The following is a 21770-nucleotide window of genomic DNA, read 5'->3' as shown; positions in this document are numbered from 1 at the left end:
TCATGGGGTCAATCATTGAGAAAATCACTGAATTTATAAAGGAAATGCTGCAAGGATGGGTGCTGGACAATCTCGAAACGATGTTTACTGACGTGAATACGAAAGTAGGAACAATCGCCGGAGAGGTTGGGCAGACGCCCAGCTCTTGGAACGCAGGTATTTTTTCCATGATAGATAACCTGTCAGACACAGTCATGGTGCCCATAGCAGGGATGATCATTAGTGCGATTCTCTGCTATGAGCTGATTACCATGGTAATGGATAAGAATAACATGCATGAGATGGGGAGTGAGTTTTTCTTCCGTTATCTTGTGAAAGCATGTATTGCAGTATTGCTTGTCAGCTATACCTCTGACATTACCATGGCAATTTTTGATGTGGGCAACCATATCGTTACAAGTGCAGCAGGAGTCATTACAGGCTCCACGACACTTGATGTGACGAGTACGTTACAGTCCATGTTTAACAGCCAGCTCTCCACCATGGGGATAGGCGAACTGATAGGACTTGGAATAGAGACCATGATTGTCAGCTTATGTATGAAAATCATTTCCCTGCTAATCACCGTCATGCTATATGGGCGAATGATTGAAATATACCTTTATGTTTCAGTGGCTCCGGTTCCGTTTGCGACACTCAGCAACCGGGAATGGGGCGGCATCGGAAGTAATTATATCAAGGGACTTTGTGCTTTGGCATTTCAGGGATTTTTCATCATGGTATGTGTGGCAATCTATGCGGTGCTGGTATCCAGCGTTGCGGTTGCGAGCAATCTACATACGGCTTTGTGGTCAGTGGCAGCATATACCGTTATCCTGTGCTTCAGCTTATTTAAGACAGGTTCCCTTAGCAAATCTATTTTTAATGCACATTAAAGCAGCGTTATATCAGGAAGGAGGCTGTTTATGGCAATATCAGTCGCAGTGCCGAAGAATTTAAGCGGTATCAAGACAAAGGTGGCAATGAATCTGACAAAACGTCAGCTTATCTGTTTTGGTGCGGCAGGTGCGGTTGGAATTCCTTTTTATATCTTTACCAAAGATATCATCGGGACACAGGCATCCGCACTGATCATGGTGGCTGTCATGCTGCCGTTTTTCTTTCTGGCAATGTATGAAAAGGACGGTTTTCCGGCAGAAAAGATTCTGTACTTTATGATAAGGCAGAAGTTCCTGACACCGGGAATACGCCCCTATAAATCAGAAAATCTCTACAATCGGTTAGAGGAACAGGAAAAAATGAAGAAGGAGGTGCGTTACCTTGAAGCAAAAGCCAAAGGCAAGATTACAGGGCAGTCAGAAGAAAACTGCCAAGCCTAAAGCGGGCTTGAGTTTTTCTGAAAAGAAAAGGTTAAAAGAGCTTCAGCGTACTCTTGCAGGAAACCATAAGGAACAGGAGAAACCTACCACGGCACAGAATACCATTACTTTCAAAAAGATGTTCCGTGATGGTATCTGTCAGGTGACATCTGATTTCTACACAAAAATGGTGGAATTTTATGATATAAATTATGATCTTCTGGAAATAGAGGACCAGGGGGAGATTTTGGAGGAGTACAGCAAGCTCATCAATTATTTTGACCCGTCTATCAGATTTGAACTGTTTTTATTTAACAGGCAGGTCAACGAGCAGACACTGATAGACCAGTTTGACATTCCTTTGCAGGGAGATGATTTTGACGATATCCGTGAGGAATATACGGAAATGTTGAAGAAGCAGGCTGCAAAGGGAAACAACGGCATCATTAAATCAAAATATCTTATTTTTGGTACGGAGTGTAAGGGATATAAGGAAGCGAAATCAAAACTGAATAACATTGAAAAGGATGTTATCAGGAATTTCTTAAACCTTGGCACTCAAGCCAAAAGTCTTGACGGAAAGGAACGTCTGCGTATCCTGCATGAGTATTTTAATCAGGATACCATGGAGCCTTTCCGTTTTTCATTTAAGGAGCTGGCAGAGTCCGGTAAGAGTGTAAAGGACTACATTGCACCGCCGGGCTTTGACTTCCGTTATCCAAGCCGATTTAAGGCAGGAAAGATGTATGGCAGTGTCCATTATCTGGATATTATTGCACCACGTTTTAATGATGAGCTGTTAAAGAAGCTCCTTGATATTGATGATAACCTGACCATTACCATGCACATGCAGACGATGGACCCGGTAAAGGCAATCAAGATGTTAAAGGGTGCTTTGACAAATATTCAGAAGATGAAGATTGAGGAGCAGAAAAAGGCAGTCCGAAGTGGCTATGACATGGATATCCTGCCTACAGATATTATCACTTATGAAAAGGATACGCTGGAACTGCTTGACGATCTGAACACCAGTAACCAGAAGATTATCAAAATGACTTTCTTAATTACCTGTTACGGCAGGAGCAAAAGGGAGCTTGAAAATATTACACAGAGGGTGTCCGGCATTATCCAGCAGGCAAACTGTAACCTAAGATGTTTGCAGTATTTGCAGGAGCAGGGGCTTATGGCTTCTGCACCGATTGGATGCAATGATACGGGAATTGAGCGTGTGCTTACCACAAAGAGTACTGCTATCCTTGTGCCGTTCTGTACGCAGGAATTATTTATGCCTGCACCGGCAATCTACTATGGTTTAAATGCCCTGTCAAACAACATGATTATGGCAGACAGAAAGCGGCTTCGTACACCAAACGGAGTGATTTTAGGAACACCGGGCAGTGGTAAGTCCTTTAGTGCAAAGAGGGAGATTTTATCCTGCTTTCTTATGACAAGGGATGATGTGATTATCTGTGACCCTGAGGGCGAGTATTTTGCCCTTGTGGGAGCTTTGCATGGACAGGTGGTAAAGCTGGCAACCAATTCCAAAGACTATCTGAACCCGATGGATATTCAGTTAAGCCATAAAGGGGATAAGGAAGCTCTAAAATTAAAGAGTGACTTTATCATTACCCTGTGTGATCTGATTGCCGGAGGAAAGGACGGTCTGGAGAATGATGAGAAGGGTATCATTGACGAATGTATCCGTCATATCTATGATGCCTATTTCGAAAATCCGGTGCCGGAGAATATGCCTATCCTTGAGGATTTGTATAATGCCCTTTTAGACCATAAGAATGCGAAAGCAGAGCGTATTGCCAATTCCCTTGTACTGTATGTTCATGGTTCGCAGAATTATTTTAATCACCGCACTAACGTGGACAGTAAGAACCGTATCATGTGCTTTGATATCAGAGATTTGGGAAACCAGTTGAAAGAGCTGGGTATGCTCATCGTACAGGATGCCGTATGGAACAGGGTGTCGCAGAACAGGGAGAGAAAAATCGCTACCCGTTATTACTGTGATGAGTTCCACCTTCTTTTAAAGGAGAGACAGACTGCCATTTATTCGGTGGAAATCTGGAAGCGTTTCAGAAAATGGGGCGGTATTCCGACAGGTCTGACACAGAATGTGGGCGACTTCTTAAAGTCGGAGGAAATCGAGGGTATTCTTGGTAACTCCGATTTTGTTTATCTGCTGAATCAGAATGCAAAGGATCAGGCGATACTTGCAGATAAGCTGGGGCTTTCGGAAAAGCAGCTTTCCCATGTAACCAATTCAGAGCCGGGTTCCGGTCTGATTCTGTTCGATAACGTGGTTATTCCTTTTGTAGATAAATATCCGACAGACACAAAGACTTATGCGATTATGAATACCAAACCGGAAGAAAGCGTAAAACAGGAGGATGTTGATTAGTGGCAGAGAATAAAAAAGACAAGTCGGCTGAGTTCGCAAGGGATAAGAGTGCTTTTGCTAAAGGTGGTTCCGAAAAGGGAACTGCTTCGAAAAAAGTACAGCATAAGCATTCCGGGACACATCAGCCAAGAGATGCAAATGACACTTCCGGAGATGTTCTGAAACAGGAACAGTCTGAAGCTTTTGGACAGAATGTCCAGAAGTCAGGGCTGTCAACAAAACGCAGAAATAAAAAGCAGTATCAGAAGCAGGACACTTTTGGATACAGTGAAAATCTTTCCGCAGAGCAGAAGGATTTGAAGTCTGAGAATACGGATGCGGACAGTAAGAAGAAAAGCGATTTTTCGCAGGAAAATAATACTTTTACAGAGGAAGGTAACAGGGAGCAGGAGGAACATCAGCAAAAGGATGATTGCCACCGCAGGGATACCTACCACCAATCCGAGAAAAAAGGAAAATACCACAGACGGGAGTATCAGAACAGGGAACGGACAAAACAATCTGATTTTGAACGTGATTTCCAGACGAAGGAAAAAACCTTTACGGAAGGAGCAGAGCCAGAGTTTCATGGAAGCAAAAAATTAGACAGACTGCAAAGTAAGGCAGAGAAAGCCGGGAAAAAGACCGAAGCTGCAAGAAAGAAGATACCAAAGACAAAGGAGTATTCCTTTGAGCGTGTCTTTGATGAAAAGACAGGAAAAGCAAAGTATGTGCTGACTGCCGTGGAAAAAGAAAAGCATTTCAAACCGGATAGTCCGGTAAAAGTGGTTGCAGGCAGGGTAGGTGCAGAATATTCCAATTTTGCCCACGGCAAGGTTGCTGAAGTGGAGAAAGAAAATTCTGCTGTGGAAGGAGCACATAAGACGGAACAGACAGCAGAGAATGTCTATCATTTTGTGAAACGCAATCATAAAAGCGGATTGCAAAGGAAGAAAGAGAAAGTCGCAAAGCTGGAGAAAAAGCAGTTTAAGAAAGAGGTCAATTTCCGGTATCAGAAGTTTTTGGAAGAAAACCCACAGATGCAGGAAAAGACCTTGAAAAAGCAGATGCAGAAACGATTGCAGAAACAGCGTATCAAGCGGGAGTATGCAAAGGCAAGGCGTGCAGGACAGGCAGCAAAGAATACAAAAGAAGCGGCTGCAAAATCAGCCAATTTTGTTACCAAGGTTGCCAAGAAAATACAGGAGATAGCAAGCAGGAATGTTTCGTTTCTGGTAACAATCGGTATCTTTGCACTGCTTCTGATTATGATCATGACAGCCATATCGTCCTGTGGGGCGATGTTCTCAGATGGTATGAGTACCACACTGGCAGGAAGTTATATGAGTGTTCCAGCAGAGATTGATGCTGCGGACCTGGCGTTTTCCGAGCTGGAAATGGAATTGCAGAAAGAAATCAATGACATAGAAACGGACTATCCGGATTATGACGAATACCGCTACAATCTGGATGCCATAGGGCATGACCCGTTTGTTTTAATCAGTTACCTGTCGGCAGTACATACGGAATTTACGGCAAGTGATGTGCAAAGTGAGATAGAAAGCCTTTTTGAAGAAATGTATGAGCTGACCTTAAATCCTACCACGGAGACGAGGACAAGGACTGTAACAAAGACAGGAACGAGAACTGTAACAGACCCGGTAACGGGCGAGGAAACAGAGGAAGAATATGAGTATGAGGAGGAAGAAGAATACACCGTAACCATACTTGAAGTAACACTGACAGCCACCGATCTGGGTGTGGTGGTAGCCGGACACATGAATGAGGAGCAGAAAGAAATCTATGCTCTTTACAATGAAACCCATGGACTGACACAGCAGTTTTATACACCGCTCAATCTGTATTGGTATAGCTATGTGTCGAGTTATTACGGCTACCGTATCAATCCGGTCACAGGGCAGGAACAGTTTCACCGTGGTGTGGATATAGCGGTGCCCACAGGGACAACCGTGCTGGCAGCGATGGATGGAACGGTTACAACAGCAACCTATGATGCTTCTTATGGTAATTATGTTGTGATAGAGGACAGCAATGGTTACTGCACCAAGTATGCACACATGGATACATTAAGTGTCAGTGCCGGACAGACTGTTACACACGGAACAACCATAGGAACAACGGGAAATACGGGAAGCAGTACCGGAAGCCACCTTCATATCGAGTGTTTGTATAACGGGGAGTATTATAACCCGTTATTTTACTTTGATGTGGGTGAGGAAACTCTTTATGGAGAAAGTCCGGGTGGTGGCGGTTCGCCGGGAAATGTCATACCACCTGATTCCTATGATGATGCAACAGTACAGGCACTAATGGAGGAAGCAGCAAGATATCTTGGCTATCCGTATGTTTGGGGCGGTTCTTCTCCGTCCACAAGTTTTGACTGTTCCGGCTTTGTATGCTGGGTATTTACCAACAGCGGCGTACATAACCTGCCAAGAACCACGGCACAGGGCATATATGACCAGTGTACTCCGGTGTCAGCGGCAGATGCCAAGGCTGGGGACATTATATTTTTTACAGGTACTTACAATTCGCCGGGACCTGTCAGCCATGTGGGTATCTATTGCGGAAACGGTGTGATGATACACTGCGGTGACCCAATCAAATATGCTTCTATCAATACACCATACTGGCAGAGCCATTTCTACAGTTTTGGAAGATTAAATTAAAAGCAGGAAGTGAGGATAAATGACAAAGGAAAGAATTGAAAAAGAGCTTCTGAAAGTCCGGGAGCAGCTTGCAGGATTGCAGGCAAGGCAGAAGGACTTGGAGGAGCAGTTACAGATGGCAGAGGATGCGGAGAAGATGAAATTCATTGAGAAAAATAAAATCTCTCTGGAACGGCTGATTTTACTGAATAAAGTCAGTGAGGAAGAAATTCTGCATCTGTTAAAGAAAAAGGAACAGGAAGAACAGACACAACAATCAGAAAAGGAGGCAGTAAGCCATGAAAAAAATGAAACTATCATCTAAGGCGGTGTTATCGCTTGTTTTATCAGCAGTTTTGTTCTGTATGCCCGCTTTGGGATTTGCCATGAACGGGAATTATGCAGTGAGTGTTCATGCGGAGGATACAGAGCCGGAAAGTGGTTCTGAGGAAAACAGAACCGAGAATGATACAGAGCCGGAAACAGAAAGCGGTTCTGAAGAAAACAGCACGGAAGAGCATATGGTATCCGGTGGTGATGTAAAAGAACCGGAGTGTACCTGTGAGGATAAATGTGGTGCGTATGAATACGACCATAATTGCGAAGTATGCGTGAAAGATTATAAGCTCTGTGCATATAAAAAGCCGAATGTCACAATCCAGATCAATCAGCCGGATGGGTGGCATAATGACAAAGCAACCGTGACATTTACGGTTGCGGATGTGGCACACACAGGAAATTTTGAAATTGCCAAGATTCAGGCGAAGGTAGGACAGAATGGAAGCTGGACGGATGTGACAGAGGACAGAAAGCTGGAGGTTTCTGAAAACTGTACGGTGTATGTGCAGGTCACTGACCAGAAGGATCATACCTATGAGAGAAGCCGTGCAATCAAATGTTTTGACACCACAAAGCCTACGCTTAATGCTGCGGTCAGTGACGGACTTCTGAGTGTACAGGTACATGATACGGATTCCGGAGCGAAAGCAGTCTATGTTAACGGATATGAATTTACAGACCTTACAAACGGAACTTTGAATATCCGCCTGCAGCAATTTGATGCGGGGTATGAGTATTTTACCATTTCTGCAATGGACAATGCCGGAAATATGTCGGAGGTCTACAAGACGAAAAATCCATACTACAAAGACCCGGCAGATGAGAGTGATGACAATCCGGCAGAACAGCTTCCGGTCAATGCAGAAGCTACAAAGCCGGGAAGTGCCACAGGAACCGTAACGGAGCATACCAAGACAGACAGTAATGGGAATACCACTTCACAGACAAATCCTGCGGAGCAGAAGAAACAGGCAATGGCGGAAGCGGATGCTTCGGAGAAAGCAGAGAATGAGGATAAGGAGAGTAAGCAGTCCGAGCAGGGCAAGGAATTTTATACCATTCAGACAGCGTCGGACAAGGTGTTTTATCTGATTATCGACAGGGATGGAGAGGAAGAAATGGTCTACTTCCTGACAGAGATTACGGAAAATGACTTGCTGAATACCACATCTGATAACAACGAAACCTTACCGAAAAACTCTGCCGCATTAGAGTCTGCAATCCCGACTTCTGAAAGTGCATTGCCAAATAATAATGCAGAACAGGAAAATAAGGAGGAGGAAGCTGCGGAAGATACAGAGGGAACCGAAGAAGATACAGAAAGCACCGAGGAACCGGAAGAAACGGAGGTTAAAGAGCAGGCAAATCCTATGATTTCCTATATCCTTATGGGAGGTCTTGCAGTGGCAGTAATCGGAGGTGCGTATTATTTTAAAGTGGTACGCAAAAAGAAAGAGGATTTCATCGAGGATGAAGATGAGGACGAGGAAGATAACGAAGAATATGAGAACGAAGATGAGGAATCAGAGGGAAGTTCGGATGATGATTTCTTTGAGGAACAGGAGGAAGAATAATGCAGTTAGTGATAGCGGAAAAGCCAAGTGTGGCACAGTCAATTGCCAAGGTGCTTGGTGCAGATGAAAGAAAAGACGGATACATGGAGGGAAACGGTTCTATCGTTTCATGGTGCGTGGGGCATCTGGTTGAGTTGGCACAGCCGGATGCCTATTCTGATGCATGGAAAAAGTGGACTTACGACAGCCTGCCTATGATACCGGAGCATTGGCAGCATGAGGTCAAGAAAGACACGGTTGCACAGTTCAGGGTATTAAAGGAGCTGATGCATGATACTAAAGTAGACAGCGTGGTATGTGCCACGGATGCAGGACGGGAAGGAGAGCTTATCTTCCGTCTGGTGTATGAACAGGCGGGATGCAGCAAACCGATGAAACGCTTATGGATTTCATCTATGGAGGAAAGTGCCATAAGAGAAGGATTTGAGAACTTAAAGCCGGGAAGTGACTATGATCACTTATACCATTCCGCACTGTGCAGACAGGAAGCGGACTGGCTTGTGGGTATCAATGGGACAAGGCTTTTTACCGTTTTATATGGCGGCAAGGTGTTAAAGGTGGGCAGAGTACAGACACCTACCCTTGCAATGCTTGTAGAACGTGAAGCAAAGATTATGAATTTCAAGAAAGAGCAGTATTTTATGGCTCATATTCTCTGTGGCGGCGTGGATGCGGTCACAGAGAGGATTGACAGTAAAACAGAAGCAGAAAATGTTGCAGGAGCTTGTCTGAACGGACAGGCTCTTGTTACGTCTGTGGCAAAGGAAGAAAAGACGGTGGCACCGCCGAAACTTTATGACCTTACCACACTCCAGAGGGATGCCAACCGTCTATTCGGTTTTACAGCAAAGCAGACCTTAGAGTACACCCAGAGCCTTTATGAAAAGAAGCTGTGTACCTATCCGAGAACGGACAGTCAGTATTTGTCTGATGATATGGAGCAGACAGCCGGAAATGTTATTGAAGCAATTTTTGGTTACATATTGTTTGAGGAAAATAGGATGTTCAATCCGGATATTAAGCGTGTGTTAAACAGCAAAAAGGTCACAGACCACCATGCGATTATCCCCACAATGGAGATTGCCAAAGCTGACCTTGCAGCCCTGCCGGAAACGGAGCGAAAGATTTTATCCCTTGTGGCCAACAGGCTGCTGTGCGCTATGGGGGAGAAACATCTTTATGAAACAGTCAAGGCAGAGTTTTCCTGTGGCGGTTACACCTTTGCCACTTCCGGCAAGTCGGTCTTAAAAAACGGGTGGAAAGATTTTGAAGATGCTTTTAAGCGTTCTTTTAGGACAACGGAAGATAAAGAGCAGGAGGATAAGAAACTGCCAGAGCTTTCAAAGGGGCAGACCTTTGACGGGGTACAGACGAAGATCAGCGAGCATTATACAAATCCCCCAAAGCACTTTACGGAAGATTCCCTTTTGTCTGCAATGGAGCGAGCCGGAAGTGAAGAAATGGGAGATGATGTGGAACGTAAAGGACTTGGCACACCTGCCACCAGAGCAGACATCATTGAGAAGCTGGTCAAGGACGGTTTTGTGAAGCGTGAGAAAAAGCAGATGATTCCCACAGAGGACGGAATGAAACTGATTACGGTGCTTCCGGATGTGGTAAAGTCCCCGAAACTTACCGCTGACTGGGAAAATGCCCTTACCCTTGTTGCAAAGGGAGAGTATTCCATGCAGGAATTTATGGATGGCATTGCGGATATGGTAAAGAACCTTGTGCAGACTTATCACAGCATTAGTGACGAGCAGAAATCCATGTTTGGAGGAAATCAGAGCGCACAGGAAGCCCTTGGAAAATGCCCGAAATGTGGCGGTGATGTGGTAAAGGGAAAATATGGAGCCTACTGCAAAAATAAGTGTGGTATGAATGTCGGCAAGGCTATGGGGACTGTACTTTCCGATACGCAGATTAAGAGTATGCTGGAGGGAAAAAAGACTTTCGTCAAAGGATTAAAGGGAAAGAAGGGAAGCTATGATGCCTACCTTATCCCGGAAGGAATTGAGGATTATTCCTATACCAAAGATGGTAAGGAAATCAAAGGCTCACAGTATAAGGTCAAGCTGGAGTTTCAAAAAAGCAAGAAATAATAGCAATTAACAGCGTAAAGGCGTGTGAAGTGTAACAGTTTCATACGCCTTGTTTTCGTAGGATAAGGGACACTTCGTTGTGGTTGAAAAGGATAAATGTTATAATCTCAGTGTTGCAGAGAGTGATAAATTGCAATTTAAAGGAGAGATTGTAAATGGCTATGAAGGATGAGGAATATTTGAAGCGAAACATTTTAGCAGTTTATTATAAACATGAACCTCAATACACGAACCTACCATATTACCGTTTCATGGGACAAAAGGAACTTGAAACATTATTTTTTAATAAGGTGATGTATTTTACAGACCCGGTTGAATGGAAAAAATCAAGTACTGGAGATGCGAACGAAACTTATTTTGAGGATTGGTTTAGAGATAAAGACAATATATATAAGGCATATAGATTGATTAAAGAATCATCGGAAAAGAGGTTAGGGCAATATTGCACACAACAATACATAATGGGTGTATATAGTGACTTTGTGGCAGCGGCAGCATTGTTGCAACAACGAACCTTTTGTTATTGTGTATCAAATAAATATGCAGATGCAAAAATGGTTCAGGAATACCATAAGAAATACGGAAGAAATTTTATTATAAAATACAAAAATGATTTTTATAAAAAACTTTCAATTCTTGATCAAGGAAATTATGTCCCAATGGGTATTTATCTGTTTGCAGATATTATGCCGATGGTATATATAAATTGCTTTGAAGATTATATCGAAAAGTATATTTGTGAAAGCCATACTTTGGATCAGGTTGCGAAAAATGCGTTTGATTTTGGTGCGTTTTTAAAGCATAGTAGTTTTAGTTATGAACACGAGATAAGAGTTAAATTAAGAATACATTTAGATGAATATTATAATTTGCAAACTTTATCAAATGAATTTTATAGAGTAGTATTTGCTTTGCAAAATGATGATGAGATAGTAAGTAAGAGCATGGCATTTATTGATTTTGTTGAAGATAAGGTAAATTATATATTTGATGATGTTCGTGATAAGATTAAAGATATTGCTGGTAAACAATGCTTTGAATTAAAGTTAAGTGCTGAAATCAGCATAAATGATATAGTTGATAGTATTGTATTACATGACAAAGCCAGTACTGAAGAAAAAAGCTTAGCATATAAGTTGAGGGATTCCAGTGGAATATCAATCATAGAAACAGATTTTGATAAATTTGCAAATGGATTTCGATTGACATGATATTGTATGGTCTATAAAACTAAATAACAGTCACAAAAGTAATGGTGACATAACAAGCGGTAAGACTTTCCAGTTTTGCCGCTTTTTATGTGATAAAAAAGGAGGACAAAATAATGAATGAAGAAATGAAAAATGTAACTGTAAACAATGCCGAGGTGCAGGATGCAGAGCCTGCAGCAAAAGCAAATGAAACTAAAGCAGAGAAATTTATCCGTCTTGGAGAATACCGCATGAATAAAGCGATTGATGCGCTTGGAAGGTTGGAACACCTTGCCAACAGGTCTGCTTATGAATATACAGCAGAGCAGGTAGAGGCTATGTTTGGTGCTTTGGAAAATAAGGTAGCAGATGTAAAAGCAAAATTTAATACAAAGAAACAGGATAATACATCTTTTTCTTTTGGAACACATGCAGAGTAAGGAGGAAACCAGGAATGAAACAGTTAGAAAAAGAAATTGCGGAAACAAACAAGCAGAGCATGATGAAACGTTATCAACTGTATGGAACGAAAGCATCAAAGCTGGCAGACAAATCACAGAAGAATACCGGGAAGGGAGAGAGAAAGTAATGGAATATAAGGATTTTGTAGAACAGGTAAAAGATCAGATACAGGATTTTTTACCGGAAAAATTTGCAGATGCAACGATTTCTGTTCATCAGGTAGTAAAGAATAATGACTGTGTTTTGGATGGTCTGACAATCCGGACGGAAGAAAGCAATATTTCTCCAACCGTATATCTGAATCCGTATTTTGAACAGATACAGGATGGAGCTGAGATGGATGATGTGCTTGGGCAGATTGCAGCCACATATCAGGCACATTATATTGACCATGATATGGATGTATCTGCGGTTACTGATTTTGATAACGTCAAAGACAAGATTGTGTGCAAGCTCATCAATGAGGAAGCCAACAGGCAGTTTCTTGAGGACAAACCATACACCAAGGTGGAAGATTTGGCGGTTGTGTATCAGATTTTAATGGACAAAAATGCGGAAGGCACTGCAACCATAACGATTACAGATAATCTGATGGACAGGTATGGGATTACCCTTGAGGATTTGCACGAACAGGCTCTTTTGAACATGGATGTTTTACAGCCATACAGCTTCAAGGGAATGAGCGAGACCATTATAGAAATGATGGCAGGGGACATTGCAAGGGATAATGATATGGATATATCAGAGGCAAGAGAAATGGCATCCCAGATGATACCGGATGTTCCTGACACGATGTTTGTCCTGACAAATGATACAAAGGTAAATGGAGCAGCCGCTATATTAAATGATGATACCAGACAGGAAATAGCAGACAAGGTTGGAGACTTCTATGTACTGCCTTCATCTGTGCATGAAACGCTGATTATCCCGAAAGATGCCGGAATGGAGTTAAGAGACCTTGAACAGATGGTGCAGGAAGTGAACCAGACACAGGTAGCACCAGAGGAACGACTTTCAGATCATGTGTATGAATATGATGCAAAAGAACATGAGCTGTTTCGCAGTGACCGTGCAGAGGAACGTGCAAAACAGAAAGCGGAAAAGCGTGATGAGAAAAAAGAACGTCCTTCACTAAAAGAGAGACTTGCAGAAAAGAAAAATGATGTGATGAAGATGGATGCTGACAGGAAACAACCGACAGCAGATAAAAAGAAAGAAGCGGTGATTTAGCCACTTCATACATAATAAACAGGAAGGCAGCCACTTTGGGCTGCTTTTCTGTTACTAGGAGAAATTGAATCGAAAGGAGTATCTATGGCAGGAAAATATCATTATATATCTGCACTGGCAGAAATGACAGCAGGAGATATTGTTAAAAACGAAAATGAATGGACCAGATTTCTGACCACGGCTGCAAGACTGTATAAATATCCCTTTAACGAGCAGATGTTAATATACGCCCAAAGACCAGATGCTACAGCCTGTGCTTCACTTGAAACGTGGAATGAAAAGATGAATTGCTGGGTCAACCGTGGAGCGAAAGGAATTGCCCTGATTGATACGGACAGCGAACGTCCGAGATTAAAATATGTCTTTGATGTATCAGATGTGCATAAGGCAAGAAGAATCGGGCGTGACCCAAATCTGTGGGAACTTAAGGAGGAACATAAGGCTCCTGTGCTTGCACAGCTTGAAAAGACTTATGGTGGAACCGATGTAAATATGCCTTTTGAAGAGAGGATTATGGAGATAGCTGACAGGATTGCCCAGGATTATTATGAGGAACTTTTACCGGAGCTAAACTATGTGAAAGAGGGCAGTTTCCTTGATGATCTGGATGAACTGAATCTTGGAATTAGGTTGAGGGAAACGCTGGCTTCCAGTATCTCCTTTACCCTGCTATCCCGATGCGGTGCCGATATGGATTTGTGGAAAGATGACATGAATTTTGAATATATCCACGAATTTAATAATACAAAGTCATTAGCTGTCATTGGAAATGCAACTACGGAAATGTGTAAGCCCCTGCTTATGGAAATTGGAAGGACAATAGGGGCATACGAGCGTCAGATTGCCCGAAATAAGGCAAGAGAAAAAGCGGCTGGGGAGCATATTGGAAGCCATGAAGAAAATGTTGAAAAAGGACTTGCAAATGCACCAAAATCAGACTATAATGCTTTAAAGCGTGAAAGTGAAACGACAATAGAAAAACCAAAGGAAACTGAAAATCATACAGAAATGGAGGGCATTGCCAATGAAACTGACATACGAAAAGAACGGGGATTATCTGATTCCGAACCTGACAGCGAACGAGGAGCCGGAGAAGGCACTGACCAAGTACGGACTGATGAGGAAGAACTTTCTGAAGGAGCACAGGAGAGGGATTTATCAGGGAATGATTCTGACAGGGGAGCTGAAAGCACATTGTCTGCAGATACAGGAGCAGGCAGAGCAGAGAATGGAACTTCTGACCGGACAGATGGCGAAGTCGGAGGGAGTGAACGAGGAACTGAAAGCAGCCGATCAGATGCGCTGGGTAGCGAAGATGAACAACATCAGACACTCAGCGGAGGAAATCGTGCTGACAGAACTGATCTACATTTAAGCAGTGAGGAACAAGCTAATATTACCATGCAGGAGCCGGATAGTGACAGCAATTCATTATCCGGTTCTTTTTCGGATAAAACCGAAGATTTCACGGAGCTTCAAAAGGGAGTCTTATGTTTTGATAATCACCTTATCCATAAAAGACCGGAGATTGCGGGATATTTCCAGTCAGAGCAGGATGCGGTTTTACAGACGGAGTATCTGAAAAATTCTTTCCGTATGGAGGAATTTACAGAGCTGTATATTGGGGATGTAAGAGCCGGGTATCGAGCTGATGAGGATGGGCTTACCATGTGGAAAGGCAATTATCTGACCCGTGAAGCAGAGAGCAGGTTGTCATGGGAAGATGCAAGATACTGGGTCAATTCTTATATCGAGGATGGTGTCTATTTACTTCCGGGGGAAGTGGCAGAGCAGATTGATACAGACGGTATGTTCAAACAGCTTGACCTTTTTACCATGTTTTCGGAGCAGGTCGGCAACATTGCCATGAAGCAGGCAGAAGAAAAAAGTGTTATGCCGGCAGGTTTTGTACTGCCGGAGCAACAGATTGATGATATTTTAAGAAGCGGTGGGGGCAGGGATGACAGCCGCAAGCGTATTTATGCCAAGTACCAACAGAGAAAGACACCGGAGGAAATGACTGCCTTTCTGAAAAAAGAGTATGGAACCACCGGAAAAGGCTTTGAGTTTGACGGAAAGCAGATAGCCGTATGGTTTGATGAAGGCGGCATGCGTGTTGGATACGGTACGTCAGCAACGGAGCATCCGATACTCACGATGGAATGGAAAGAGATTGAGCAGAATATCCGCAGGCAGGTAGAGAATGGCACATATATGGGTGCAAATGAAGCTTATCTTGTGGATGAGGTGGAGCGTAGCAGGATTGCAAACCATTTATTTTTCTTTTTCCGTGACGGTATGGGAGAAATGCCGGAAGAATTGGAATTAAAGGCGGGCAATTACCCGGATGCCCATGCAAGACTGGTGGAACTTCTTTCTACACCGGAAGAGGTGGAGAGGATAGCTGCCCACATGGATCATGCTCTGCATCAGTTGGAAACCGGAGAAAAAAGCCTGCGTTTCCGTTCTGTTATGCCAAAAGAGGAGCTTCGTGCCGAACTCGATAACCTTCTGGTAGACAGGCTGACATTTCCAGCTGCTGAGCATGTGGAAATTAAACACGAGGATTTTATCACGCAGGATGAGATTGACCACAGGCTTGGCAGGGGAAGTGGTTTTTCAAATGGGTCTTTTCGTATTTATGATTATTTTAAGGAAGGGCATGACAGCAAAGAAGCAGCTAATTTCTTAAAGAATGAATATGGAACAGGCGGCAGTAGCCATGCACTTGCCGGAGCTGACCACAGCTATGAGGATCATGATGCAAAAGGAATAAAGCTGAAAAAGGGAAATATCGGAAAACCATACGCAGAAGTGCTGTTGTCCTGGAAGGTTGTGGAGAAACGTATCCGAAAGCTCATTGAAGAAGATAAGTATTTATCTACGGAAGGAAAAGAAGCCTATGTACAGTACAGAGTGGAGCAGGAGCAGAAGGCTTTGGAGCAGGCACAGGCAAAGATGGAGCATGAAACCAAGGTAGCCTGTAAGAATGCCATTGAAAAGGCAATCGCTGAGAAGTTTGACGGGTATCGTCTGCCAAAGGATACAGCGGAGGGAGTCATTCAGGAATATGGCTCTGAACGAGTAAGTTATGTGCTTGCCAATTCTGTCATGCACAAAAGGCAGGATGGACGGTTTTCTCCGGAGAATAAGGAGTGGGCAAAAGCTATTGAGCCTTATGCCATGGTGAAAAATGAGGATATGGTTGTGGATTCCCACCCGGCTGTATTAAATGGATTTATCAACCAGACAAGACGGTATATCGAGCAGGAGAAAGAGCTTGCGGCACAGGCGGCTGAGAAAATCACGATTGATGGACAGGAGTGCATCAAAGTCGATGAATGGGGGACTGAGGAAGAAACCTATGTGCTTGGAAATTCCGTAACAGATAATCAATTTTTTTATGCAGAGGTAAATGGTGTTGCCTTTGAGTACGATTATCAGCCACAGCGGGGAGAAGTCGAGGAAGATTATCTCAACGAGATGACGGAAAGGGATATAGACCGTCACGAAACAGAGGTGTTTACACAGATTGAAGGAAGCGAAGATTATCCTGAAGGTGTTGAGGAATCACCATTAACGGCAGAGGATGTGCAAAATCTGGTTCTGATTAACAGGGAGTATTCTGCAGGGACCAGAACCACGGTTTATGATTTTGAGTGCGATATTCGTGGAGAACATGACACATTGCAATATACCTTAGAGCATCACGATGATGGGGAAGGTTTTACCATTCATACGCAAAAGGATGATATTTGGGAACGGATGTCTGAGCCGGAACTTGAGCGTCTTGAGGGTATTATCAGCCGTGAAGCCTTGTATTTTAAATACCATGATAAAATAGCAGGGGCAAAGAGCATAGAGGATATGGAGGAGATTCAGTTCAGTATTATGGAAGATGAGTCTCCTTATTTTTCGGCAGTTTCAGATAGGGTATGGAAAGAATTTAACCAGAAAGAAAATGAGCTGTCTGGAGAAAATCGGGAAACTTCCGGACAGGATGTCCAAAAGCCGGAGGAAGTGTCAGACACATCATTAGAGCCGGATATCGAAGTACCTGTGAAGCAGGCAGAACCGCAGATTGATAAGACCGGGGCTGTCAATTTCCGTATCACGGATGATGCTTTAGGAATTGGCACTGCAAAGGAAAAATTCCGCAGAAATGTGGAAGCTATACATACACTGGAGAAAATAGAGAGCGAGAACCGTATTGCAACACCGGAGGAACAGGAGATTTTATCTCAGTATGTCGGCTGGGGCGGGCTTGCGGATGCCTTTGATGAAAGCAAGAGTGCCTGGGCGAATGAATATCAGGAGTTAAAGGGACTGTTATCGGATCAGGAGTATGCTTCAGCAAGGGAGAGTACCTTAAATGCCCATTATACAAGCCCTGCCATAATCCGCAGTATCTATGATGCCTTGGATAAAATGGGATTTGAAAAAGGAAATGTGCTGGAGCCGGCAATGGGTATAGGAAATTTCTTCGGAATGCTACCGAAGAAGATGCAGGAGAGCAGACTATACGGTGTGGAGCTTGACGGCGTTACGGGAAGGATTGCAAAGCAGCTATATCCGAATGCCGACATTAAAATCACAGGATTTGAAAAGACGGATTATCCCAATGATTTCTTTGATGTGGCAATCGGAAATGTGCCATTCGGACAGTACAAGGTGGCAGACAAGCAGTATGACAAACAGAATTTTTTAATCCATGACTATTTCTTTGCAAAGACCTTAGATAAGGTTCACCCCGGAGGTGTGGTTGCCTTTGTTACCAGTAAGGGAACAATGGATAAGAAAAGTCCGGAGGTCAGAAAATATCTTGCACAGAGAGCAGAGCTTCTTGGTGCGGTCAGACTGCCCAACACAGCATTTAAGGAGAATGCCGGAACAGAGGTCACTTCTGATATCCTATTCTTAAAGAAGCGTGACCGTGTGATGGATTTGGAGCCGGACTGGGTGCATCTGTCAGAGGATGAGAACGGCATTGCCATGAACAGCTATTTTGCCGAACACCCGGAGATGATTGTGGGAAAAATGGAAATGGTCAGCGGACCGTATGGCATGGAAAGTACCTGTATGCCCGATACCACAAGACCATTTGCACAGCAGCTACAGGAAGCAGTCAGCCATATTGACGGAGAGATTGAAGCGGTGGAACTGGATGAGCTGGCAGATGAGCTTGCGGATGCCACCATTCCCGCAGACCCGGATGTCAAGAATTACAGTTATACCATTGTGGATGATAAGGTATATTACCGTGAAAATTCCATTATGAAGCCTGTGGATATGTCCGATTCCATGCAGGGACGTATCAAGGGAATGGTGGGTATCCGAAACTGTACACAGGAGCTTATCAATCTACAATTAGAGGAATATCCGGATACGGTAATTAAGGAAAAGCAGGCGGAGTTAAACAGCTTATATGATGCTTTTTCCAAGAAACATGGCTTGATCAACTCGCAGACCAATAAAAGAGCATTTAATCAGGACAGCAGCTATTGTTTGTTGTGTTCTCTTGAAAAATTGGACGATGAGGGCAATTTCAAGGGCAAAGCGGATATGTTCACGAAGCGTACCATTAAAAAGGCAGAGGTTGTCACAAGTGTGGATACGGCAAGTGAAGCACTGGCAGTGTCCTTATCGGAAAAAGCAAGGGTTGACCTTGACTATATGGCAGAGTTGACCGGAAAGGATGTGGATACGGTAAAGGAGGAGCTGACTGGAATTATATTTCAGAATCCATTGACGGATCAATGGGAAACTGCGGATGAGTATCTGAGTGGAAATGTCCGTGACAAGCTGGAAACAGCAAAGGTCTATGCAGAAAGTCACCCGGAATATGCTGTGAATGTGCAGGCACTCACACAGGTACAGCCGAAGGAGCTGGATGCCAGCGAGATTGAGGTGCGTATCGGTGCCACATGGATTGACCCAAAGTATATCGAGGATTTTATGCGGGAGACCTTTGAAACGCCGCAGCATTTGTTTGACAGGAATGTCGTAGGAGTACAGTATTCCGATGTGACAGGACAGTGGAACATAAAGGGCAAAAATGCGGACTACGGTAATTCCCTTGTCAATATGACCTACGGTACAAGCCGGAGAAATGCTTACACCATTCTGGAGGATTCCCTTAATTTAAAGGACAGCCGTGTTTACGATACCATAGAGGAGGACGGCAAGGAAAAGAGAGTCCTGAATAAGAAAGAAACCACCATTGCATCACAGAAGCAGGAAGCCATAAGGGAAGCATTTAAGGATTGGGTATTTCGTGATCCGGAACGCAGACAGGTACTTGTGGCAAAATACAACCAGCTTTTCAATTCCACAAGACCAAGGGAATATGACGGTTCACATCTGAAATTTCCCGGCATGACACCGGATATTGAGTTAAAGCCTCACCAGAAAAATGCGGTGGCTCATGTACTTTACGGAGATAATACCCTGCTTGCCCATTGTGTGGGAGCCGGAAAGACTTTTGAAATGACAGCGGCAGCCATGGAGAGCAAGCGTCTTGGATTATGTCAAAAGAGCCTGTTTGTGGTTCCGAACCATTTGACGGAGCAGTGGGCAAGTGATTTTTTGCGGTTATATCCCGGAGCCAATATCCTTGCTGCAACAAAGAAAGACTTTGAGCCTGCCAACCGTAAGAAATTCTGTTCCAGAATAGCCACGGGAGATTATGATGCGGTTATTATCGGGCATAGTCAGTTTGAGAAAATTCCGCTTTCACAGGAAAGACAGGTAGCCATTATTGAAAGGCAGATTGATGAGATAGAGCTTGCCATTGCACAGGCAAAAGCCGACAACGGAGAACGCTACACCATTAAGCAGATGGAGAAATCAAGAAAATCACTTCTTACAAGGCTTGAAAAGCTGAATGATGCATCAAGGAAAGATAATGTAGTGACCTTTGAGCAGCTTGGCGTGGACAGGCTTTTCGTGGATGAGAGCCATAATTACAAAAATCTGTTTCTTTATACCAAGATGCGAAATGTGGCGGGAATCGCACAGTCAGAGGCACAGAAATCCTCGGATATGTTTGCAAAGTGTCAGTATCTTGATGAATTGACAGGCGGTAAGGGTGTAACTTTTGCGACAGGTACGCCGATTTCAAACAGTATGACAGAGCTTTATACCAATATGCGTTACCTTCAGTATGGTACGCTTCAGAAGCTGGGACTGGGACATTTTGACAGTTGGGCATCCTCTTTTGGAGAAACGCAGACAGCCATAGAGCTTGCACCGGAGGGAACCGGATACCGGGCAAAGACAAGGTTTGCAAAGTTCTTTAATCTCCCGGAGCTGATTGCACTTTTTAAGGAGAGTGCGGATATTCAGACACCGGATATGCTAAATCTTCCTGTGCCGGAAGCAGAGTATGAAAATGTGGTGCTAAAGCCAAGTGAATATCAAAAGGACATGGTGGCATCTTTGGCAGAAAGGGCAGAAGCCGTGCGTGACAGACAGGTACAGCCTTATGAGGACAATATGCTAAAGATTACCAATGACGGAAGAAAGCTGGCATTAGACCAGAGGCTTATCAATGATATGTTGCCGGATGATGAAAATTCAAAGGCAAGCAACTGTGTGGAAAAGGCATTTGAAATATGGGAGCAGACAAAGGAGCAGAAATCAACGCAGCTTATTTTCTGTGACCTGTCAACACCGAAAGGAGATGGTACATTTAATGTTTATGAGGACATCCGAAACAAGCTGATCGAAAAGGGTGTCCCACCGGAAGAAATCGCATTTATACATGAAGCAAATACGGAGCTTAGGAAAGCGGAGCTGTTCGGAAAAGTAAGAAGCGGACAGGTCCGTTTTTTGCTTGGTTCCACACAGAAGATGGGAGCCGGAACCAATGTGCAGGACAGACTTATCGCACTGCACCACCTTGATGTGCCTTGGCGTCCTTCTGATGTAGGACGGATTTTGCGGACATTCAAAATAAAAAAGAATGTGGAGGTAACAGACAATGGCAAAATCATTATTTGAGGAACTGGGCGGCAAATACGAAAGGCAAGGGGATTATTTGATACCGTGCTTAACTGTACCCGCCGAAGAAGAACAGGCAATAGGCATCTGGGGGCAACGGCATTTAGATTATCTAAAACAGTACCGTAAAGTTACATACACCAATCTTCTTACAAGCGGCAGGCTAAACGCCTACCTTGCCGACATCAACAGACAGGCACAGGAACGCTTTGAAAGGCTCATAGAGGGTATGAAACAGGCACAGGGCATAACGGAACAGCTAAAGGCAGAAAACGCCTTAGAATGGACAGGATGCCTCAATAACATAAGGGCTTGTGCGAGGGAGATTGTGGAAAAGGAAATTATTTTTGCATAAACAGATGATTAGTGGCAGGGGGAAATCCTGCCGCTTTTTCTGCTTTAGTTTGTCAGCTTGACAAATAAAGGGTTAAGGAATATAATTAGATTCAGTATTATACAAGGAGTTAATAAATATGCGGCAAGGTATTCTTAAATAAACTGTCAATTTGATAG

13 protein-coding genes are annotated in these 21770 nt (G+C 43.7%); all 13 read left to right on the top strand.

Features of this window, described 5'->3' with window-relative positions; all coding sequences use genetic code 11:
* Positions 1-2 precede the first annotated feature (2 nt).
* The gene (locus tag ACTNC6_RS13905; RefSeq protein WP_066548951.1) at positions 3-875 is read left to right on the top strand and encodes a VirB6/TrbL-like conjugal transfer protein, CD1112 family; all 873 of its coding nucleotides are present in this window, start codon (positions 3-5) and stop codon (positions 873-875) included.
* Positions 876-905: 30 nt separating this feature from the next.
* Complete coding sequence (locus ACTNC6_RS13900; protein ID WP_117567531.1) at positions 906-1319, top strand: PrgI family protein; 414 nt, start codon at positions 906-908, stop codon at positions 1317-1319.
* Positions 1261-3711, top strand: a complete 2451-nt coding sequence (locus tag ACTNC6_RS13895; RefSeq protein ID WP_235360371.1) for a VirB4-like conjugal transfer ATPase, CD1110 family — start codon at positions 1261-1263, stop codon at positions 3709-3711. The genes ACTNC6_RS13900 and ACTNC6_RS13895 overlap by 59 nt, the downstream gene beginning before the upstream one ends.
* Positions 3711-6380 (top strand): CD1108 family mobile element protein, encoded by a 2670-nt coding sequence (locus ACTNC6_RS13890; RefSeq protein ID WP_441044388.1) that lies wholly within the window; start codon positions 3711-3713, stop codon positions 6378-6380. The genes ACTNC6_RS13895 and ACTNC6_RS13890 overlap by 1 nt, the downstream gene beginning before the upstream one ends.
* A 19-nt stretch (positions 6381-6399) precedes the next feature.
* The gene (locus ACTNC6_RS13885) at positions 6400-6684 is read left to right on the top strand and encodes a cell envelope biogenesis protein TolA (RefSeq protein ID WP_066548945.1); all 285 of its coding nucleotides are present in this window, start codon (positions 6400-6402) and stop codon (positions 6682-6684) included.
* Positions 6659-8272, top strand: coding sequence for a CD1107 family mobile element protein (locus ACTNC6_RS13880; protein ID WP_441044387.1), 1614 nt, complete (start codon positions 6659-6661; stop codon positions 8270-8272). Before ACTNC6_RS13885 ends, ACTNC6_RS13880 begins: the two co-directional genes overlap by 26 nt.
* Positions 8272-10374, top strand: a complete 2103-nt coding sequence (locus ACTNC6_RS13875) for a DNA topoisomerase 3 (RefSeq protein ID WP_441044386.1) — start codon at positions 8272-8274, stop codon at positions 10372-10374. Before ACTNC6_RS13880 ends, ACTNC6_RS13875 begins: the two co-directional genes overlap by 1 nt.
* 155 nt (positions 10375-10529) lie before the next feature.
* Positions 10530-11585, top strand: a complete 1056-nt coding sequence (locus ACTNC6_RS13870) for a hypothetical protein (protein ID WP_441044385.1) — start codon at positions 10530-10532, stop codon at positions 11583-11585.
* Between the two features lie 113 nt (positions 11586-11698).
* Positions 11699-12004 carry a hypothetical protein gene (locus ACTNC6_RS13865; protein ID WP_441044384.1) on the top strand — a complete coding sequence of 102 codons (306 nt, stop codon included), beginning with the start codon at positions 11699-11701 and terminating at the stop codon, positions 12002-12004.
* A 14-nt stretch (positions 12005-12018) separates the two neighbouring features.
* Entirely contained in the window at positions 12019-12153 is a 135-nt protein-coding gene (locus ACTNC6_RS13860; protein WP_270252716.1) for a hypothetical protein, read from the top strand.
* Positions 12153-13256 carry a DUF5688 family protein gene (locus ACTNC6_RS13855; RefSeq protein WP_441044383.1) on the top strand — a complete coding sequence of 368 codons (1104 nt, stop codon included), beginning with the start codon at positions 12153-12155 and terminating at the stop codon, positions 13254-13256. The genes ACTNC6_RS13860 and ACTNC6_RS13855 overlap by 1 nt, the downstream gene beginning before the upstream one ends.
* 84 nt (positions 13257-13340) lie before the next feature.
* Positions 13341-21257, top strand: a complete 7917-nt coding sequence (locus tag ACTNC6_RS13850; RefSeq protein ID WP_441044382.1) for a DUF3849 domain-containing protein — start codon at positions 13341-13343, stop codon at positions 21255-21257.
* On the top strand, positions 21238-21612 hold the full coding sequence (locus tag ACTNC6_RS13845; RefSeq protein WP_001129922.1) for a TnpV protein: 375 nt from the start codon (positions 21238-21240) through the stop codon (positions 21610-21612). The genes ACTNC6_RS13850 and ACTNC6_RS13845 overlap by 20 nt, the downstream gene beginning before the upstream one ends.
* Positions 21613-21770 lie beyond the last annotated feature (158 nt).

The organism is Blautia sp. HCP3S3_C4, assembly GCF_052064095.1.
Classification (GTDB): domain Bacteria; phylum Bacillota; class Clostridia; order Lachnospirales; family Lachnospiraceae; genus Blautia_A.
This window is presented reverse-complemented; position numbering and strand designations above follow the sequence as displayed.